Raw genomic sequence first — 5,274 nt, forward strand, 5'->3', positions numbered from 1 at the left:
CGTCAGCGTCCCCCTCGTGGTGCGGCTGGGCGGGGCCCATGCGGCGGCAGCCCGTCAGCAACTCGCTGCCCTAGACTTGCCGATGCTGTTTGTTCTGGATTCGCTGGATGAGGCCCTCACCAAGGCGATCGCCCTCAGTGAGGGAGCCGGAGTCGGGCGGTAGGGTTGCCTCTGGGCAGGCGTTTCGCATTTTGCCCGTCTCTTCCCAAGGCTCAAGCTTTAAACCTAAATCTCAAACAGGATTTACGCACTTGCAAGCAGTTTTCTGAATTTTGGACGATTTCTCGCGGGGTGCGCCCGCGAGAAATCGTCCAACTGCGTGAGTCCTCTTAAACCCAACTCTCAAACCCAAACGCTTTAATTAGACATGGATTTATCGGCAAGGAGTAAAGTTCTGGTGCAAGGCATCGCGGGCGCTCTAGGAAGCCTCTACACGGCGCGAATGCGGGCCTACGGCACGTCGATCGTGGCGGGGGTGTCGCCGGGGCACGGTGGGCAAGTGCTAGAGGGCGTGCCTGTGTTCGACCTGGTGGAACAGGCCATAGCAACCGCTGGCCCGGTGGATGCAGCAGTGATTTTGGTGGAGCCGTATCGGATGCTGGATGCGGCGTTGGAGGCGATCGCCGCTGGGATTCGGCATCTGGTGCTGGTGACGGAGGGCGTGCCGCCGCTGGACATGGTGAAGCTGCTGCATATTGCTGAGCGCACCGATACGCTGGTCGTCGGGCCCGATAGCCCCGGCATTATCCTCCCTGGCAAGATTTTGTTAGGCACGTACCCTGCCGAGTTGTATTCCCCCGGACGCATCGGGCTAATCAGCCGTAGTGGCACACTCACCCACGAAATCGCGCTGCACCTGACGCAGGCGGAACTGGGCCAGTCGATTGCCGTGGGGATTGGGGGCGATCGCATCGTTGGCTCTTCCTTTCAGCAATGGCTGCAAATTCTGGACGAAGACGACCAGACCGAGGCGATCGTGCTGGTGGGCGAAATTGGGGGCAACAGCGAAGAAGAAGCAGCCCGCTACATTGTCGAGGCGATCGATAAACCCGTAATCGCCTACATTGCCGGACGCACCGCGCCCAAGAATCATCGCATGGGCCACGCTGGGGCTATCATTGCCTCTCTGGTGGCGGGCTGGGGCAGCGAAATCGGCACACCCGACAGCAAAGTAACCGCCTTCCAAAAAGCAGGCATTCCCGTTGCCGATCGCCCGTCCGATATTCCCAGCTTGCTAAAACAGGCCTTGCGGATTTGAGGGACGCACTTCAGATTCTAGGCAGGGTCTTAAAACTTCCTGGGTCGCTGATTGCCCTGAGTCGATTCCCCAAAGTCCCCCTGGTAAGAGGGACTTCCGGGGCAGTTCGGCTCGGTTTCGCCTTTTTTAAGGCACTGACATACTTGAGACAGCAAACTCACTGCCCTCATCCCCCAACCCCTTCTCCCAAGCGGGGAGAAGGGGAGCCAGATATAGGGTTGAAGGCCCTCTCCCGCTCAATCAGCAGCAGGGCGGGCATCAGCCAAAGGTCGCCCCATTCCAGCCCCAGAGATAGCCCTTGGCCTCAGAAAACTCAATGTAGGTGCGGTTTCCGGGCACGCCCAGCGTGGCGCTGATAATCTGGCAAAACTCCTGACTCATGGACTTGGTTTGGGCGGGGTTGAAGGAACCCACACTTTTCACTTCCACATAGCAAACCGGATCGAGCGTGCCCCCAAAGGTCATGGGCACATCCGACTCAAACGCGGTCATGACATAGGATTCGGGCTTGCCTGTGTGCTTTGCCAGACTGTCTGACAGGGTCTTCAACAGTTCTTCCACTTCGGTCAACGTAGGACAAGACACGGAGGTTTGGATCTTGATCAAGGGCATGGCAGTTACGCTGTGGCAGTTCTAAAGGGCAAGCTGGGTTCAGATTTTCGACAAGGACGTTCGACAAGCTCAATGACTTTCTCGATGCGCTGCTAGTGTGGACACCCAAGTCTTGCTTGAGCGGCGATGCTTTGATCCCCTCTAGCCCCCCTTGAGCAAGGGGGGGATCGGAAGCCCCCTTAGCCCCCCTTGAGCAAGGAGGAATCGGAAGTCCCCCTTAATAAGGGGGATTTAGGGGATCTTTCGGAGCCTGACGCAACCAATCGAGATCTGTGTACACAGTAGCTATACGCTGAACTCTATGCTGACTCAAAGATATCCTCAAAGATATCCCAAAGATATCTCAGCAACAGCCGCAGTTTTTAACGACAAACCGTTTAACGGATGACTCAAGAGATTGAACTGGCGTTAGCTGCCGCTGAGGGTTTGAATTTGAGCGGTGTAGGCGCTAACGCGGCTGGCATAGTCGAGCTGCTGCGCCAGAGAAAGGGCGGACTGATAAGCAGCGATCGCCTCTGCGGTTTCGCCCTGGGCCTGGTGCAATTGGGCAATTTTTTCGTAGGCGGTCATGATGCCGTAGGTGTTGTAGGACTGCTGCTCGACCTGAATCAGCGTTTGATAGACCAGTAGCGTATCTGCGGGACGGTTTAGCCCCTCATAGAGCGCTGCTAGATGCACCAGTGCCTCGCTAGAGTAGCCATACTGCTGCTGCGCTTGGGCCTGGGTAAAGGCTTCCTGGTAGGTGGTCGCAGCCAGTCCGGCGCGGCCGATCGCCCGGTAGTTGTCCCCCAGCGCAATCTTGAGCGGCGGGATCAGCAGCGGCAGGGGCAGGGCTTCGTATCGCTGCACCAGTTCTTGCTGAATCGGGATAGCGCGGTCGGGCATTTTGCCCTGCTGGTAAATATAGGCAAGCTGCTGTAGATACTCCAATTCGCGAATGCCGTCGCTGCGCGATCGCGCTAGGTTGAGCAAATCTGTATAGGCGATCGCCGCCTTGTCGTAGTCGAACCAGGCCAGGTGCAGTTGCCCCAGGGAGGTCAGCACCAACTGTTCAACGGCGCTGTTGCGCTCGGCCCGCGCCTGGGTCAAAAGCTGGTCATAGAGAGCGACGGCTAGCGGCAGTGCCCGCATTTTTTCGTAGCCCTGGGCGATGCTGAGCAGGAGGCTATAGTCTGGCGGAGCGATTGCCTGCTGCTCTTGCTCGATTTGCTCCAGGCGGGCGGTGACGATTCGCGTATCGGTGCGGCGGTTTTCGCGCCACGCAACTTCCCCCACGCGCCCCAGCGCCGACACTTCTTCTGACAGGCCCAGCACCCGCCGTAGCCGCAGCTCGCGATACCAGATTTCAAACGCAGCGTTCGTTTGCCCTAGGGCATACCGCGCTTCCGCCTGCCGCTGCAAGTCTTCTACCCCCAGCCGCAGGAAGTAAATTTCCAGCGGGCTGAGGGGCCGATCTACGACGGGTCTGGGCAGCAGGGGATCAGGCTCCGTCATCTCTAGCGGGTTGGGCGACGTTCGGAGCAGTTCCTCTTGCGACGACGGGTTCTCGGAGGGCGACGGCGCAACCGGGGGCGGCAGGGGCACGATTTGGGCCACCGTTTCTGCCACCGTTTCTACAGTCTGAGCCGTTGTGGGCAGCGATTGCAGCGTGGCCCACAGACCGCCACAACCGAGCATCAGCGCGATCGCCCTCCATTGAGTCTGGTGATGAGTCTTGTGCGTTTTGGCTCTAGAACCGGGCATAGAAACAGGCATGATCTCACTCGTCACAGCAAAATAGCGAAGAAATCGGGCGTTCGACAGCCGTTGCATCGAATTTGCGCCGCCTTCTTTACCTTACGCCGAAGCCAGGGGTTTTCCGCCAGACTTTTAACGCTTTGCGAGAGTTTTATCGGCATCAGGAGATTGGTGGCATCAGGGTGCATAATGGAGGATGTTTTGAGACGCAACAGGTAACATTCGTAACGGTTGGTGAGGGTGTGGTTAAAGTTCTGGTAGTGGGAAACGGCGGCAGAGAACATGCGATCGCCACTTCTCTATTGCAGTCTCCCAGCGTGCAGGAGGTCGTGTGCGTTCCGGGCAATGGCGGCACTGCAACCCTTCCCCGTTGCCGCAACCTGGGGCTTTCGATCAAGGACTTTGAAGGCATTGCTCGATTTTCCCTGGTCAACAACTTTAGCCTGATTGCGGTGGGGCCAGAAGTGCCCTTGGCCAATGGCATTGCCGACTATTTGCAAGAGCAGGGATTGCAAGTCTTTGGCCCGACCCAGGCGGGGGCCCAGATCGAAGCCAGCAAAGCCTGGGCGAAGGATCTGATGAAAGCGGCCGGCATTCCTACCGCAAACGCAGCCGTGTTTAGCGATGCCGCTACAGCGATCGCCCAGGTTCGCAAACAGGGTGCGCCGATTGTGGTGAAAGCAGACGGGCTTGCGGCAGGCAAGGGCGTAACGGTGGCCATGACCGAAGCAGAGGCGATCGCCGCCATCGAAGTCGCCTTCGGGGGTCAGTTTGGCGAAGCGGGTAGCCGTGTGGTGCTGGAGGAATACCTGACGGGCGAAGAAGCCTCGGTGCTGGCAGTGACGGATGGTCTCACCATTCGCCCCTTGCTGCCCGCTCAGGATCACAAGCGCATTGGCGAGGGCGACACGGGCGAAAACACAGGCGGCATGGGAGCCTACGCCCCGGCCCCAGTGGTCACACCAGAGCTAATGACGCGCATCCAGACAGAGATTCTGGAACCGGCGATCGCCACCCTGCGCGATCGCGGCATCGACTATCGAGGCGTTCTCTATGCGGGGCTGATGATTACGCCCCAGGGCGATCCCAAAGTCATCGAGTTTAACTGTCGTTTTGGCGATCCCGAAACCCAAGTCGTGCTGCCCCTGCTAGAAACGCCGCTCGATCAGATGATGCTGGCCTGCACCCAGCAAACCCTGGCCGACTTTCCGCCGCTGCAATGGAAGCCCGGAGCCGCTGCTTGTGTCGTCCTCGCCGCCGGAGGTTATCCTGGCAGCTACGACAAGGGGAAACCCATTAGCGGCCTCGCCCAAGCCGCCGACACGGGTGCGATGGTCTTCCATGCAGGCACTCGACTGATCGGCGACACGGTTCTCACCGACGGCGGCCGGGTGCTGGGCGTTACTGCGCTGGGAGAAACGGTGAGAGAGGCGATCGCCCTCGCTTACGAAGCCGTAGATTGCATCCAGTTTGAGGGGGCTTACTGTCGGCGGGATATTGGGCATCGGGTGCTGACTTGAACGGCGCTATCTGGCCGCCATCTTATCTTTACTATCTTATCTTTGCTATCTTCTCTAGAGTGGCGCGGGTCGCATTTTGGTCACACTTTTTGGTGGCTTTGTTGCATGATTAAAAAATGGATAGATTAGCCTGAAGCAAGCTTAGTA

4 protein-coding genes are annotated in these 5,274 nt (G+C 58.5%); 2 read left to right on the forward strand and 2 right to left on the reverse strand.

What is annotated here, in order from left to right:
- Positions 1–367: 367 nt before the first annotated feature.
- Complete coding sequence (locus IGS51_RS15885; RefSeq protein ID WP_297079693.1) at positions 368–1,258, forward strand: CoA-binding protein; 891 nt, start codon at positions 368–370, stop codon at positions 1,256–1,258.
- Positions 1,259–1,516: 258 nt separating this feature from the next.
- Here IGS51_RS15885 and IGS51_RS15890 read toward each other — a convergent pair whose 3' ends face one another.
- Positions 1,517–1,870, reverse strand: a complete 354-nt coding sequence (locus IGS51_RS15890; protein WP_172353418.1) for a phenylpyruvate tautomerase MIF-related protein — start codon at positions 1,868–1,870, stop codon at positions 1,517–1,519.
- Between the two features lie 408 nt (positions 1,871–2,278).
- Entirely contained in the window at positions 2,279–3,625 is a 1,347-nt protein-coding gene (locus IGS51_RS15895; RefSeq protein ID WP_297079696.1) for a lipopolysaccharide assembly protein LapB, read from the reverse strand.
- Between the two features lie 224 nt (positions 3,626–3,849).
- Here IGS51_RS15895 and purD point away from each other — a divergent pair, with 224 nt between their 5' ends.
- Positions 3,850–5,127: a phosphoribosylamine--glycine ligase gene (gene purD / locus IGS51_RS15900; RefSeq protein ID WP_297079698.1), complete on the forward strand. Its 1,278-nt coding sequence runs from the start codon at positions 3,850–3,852 to the stop codon at positions 5,125–5,127.
- The last annotated feature ends 147 nt before the right edge of the window (positions 5,128–5,274 follow it).

This window comes from Thermoleptolyngbya sp. M55_K2018_002, from assembly GCF_015295965.1.
In the GTDB taxonomy this organism is placed as follows: domain Bacteria; phylum Cyanobacteriota; class Cyanobacteriia; order Elainellales; family Elainellaceae; genus Thermoleptolyngbya; species Thermoleptolyngbya sichuanensis.

Bases quoted from the DNA above. Each gene is read 5' to 3' on its own strand.
- IGS51_RS15885 (WP_297079693.1), top strand. From the start codon at position 368: ATGGATTTATCGGCAAGGAGTAAAGTTCTGGTGCAAGGCATCGCGGGC.
- IGS51_RS15895 (WP_297079696.1), bottom strand. From the start codon at position 3,625: ATGCCTGTTTCTATGCCCGGTTCTAGAGCCAAAACGCACAAGACTCAT.
- IGS51_RS15890 (WP_172353418.1), bottom strand. From the start codon at position 1,870: ATGCCCTTGATCAAGATCCAAACCTCCGTGTCTTGTCCTACGTTGACC.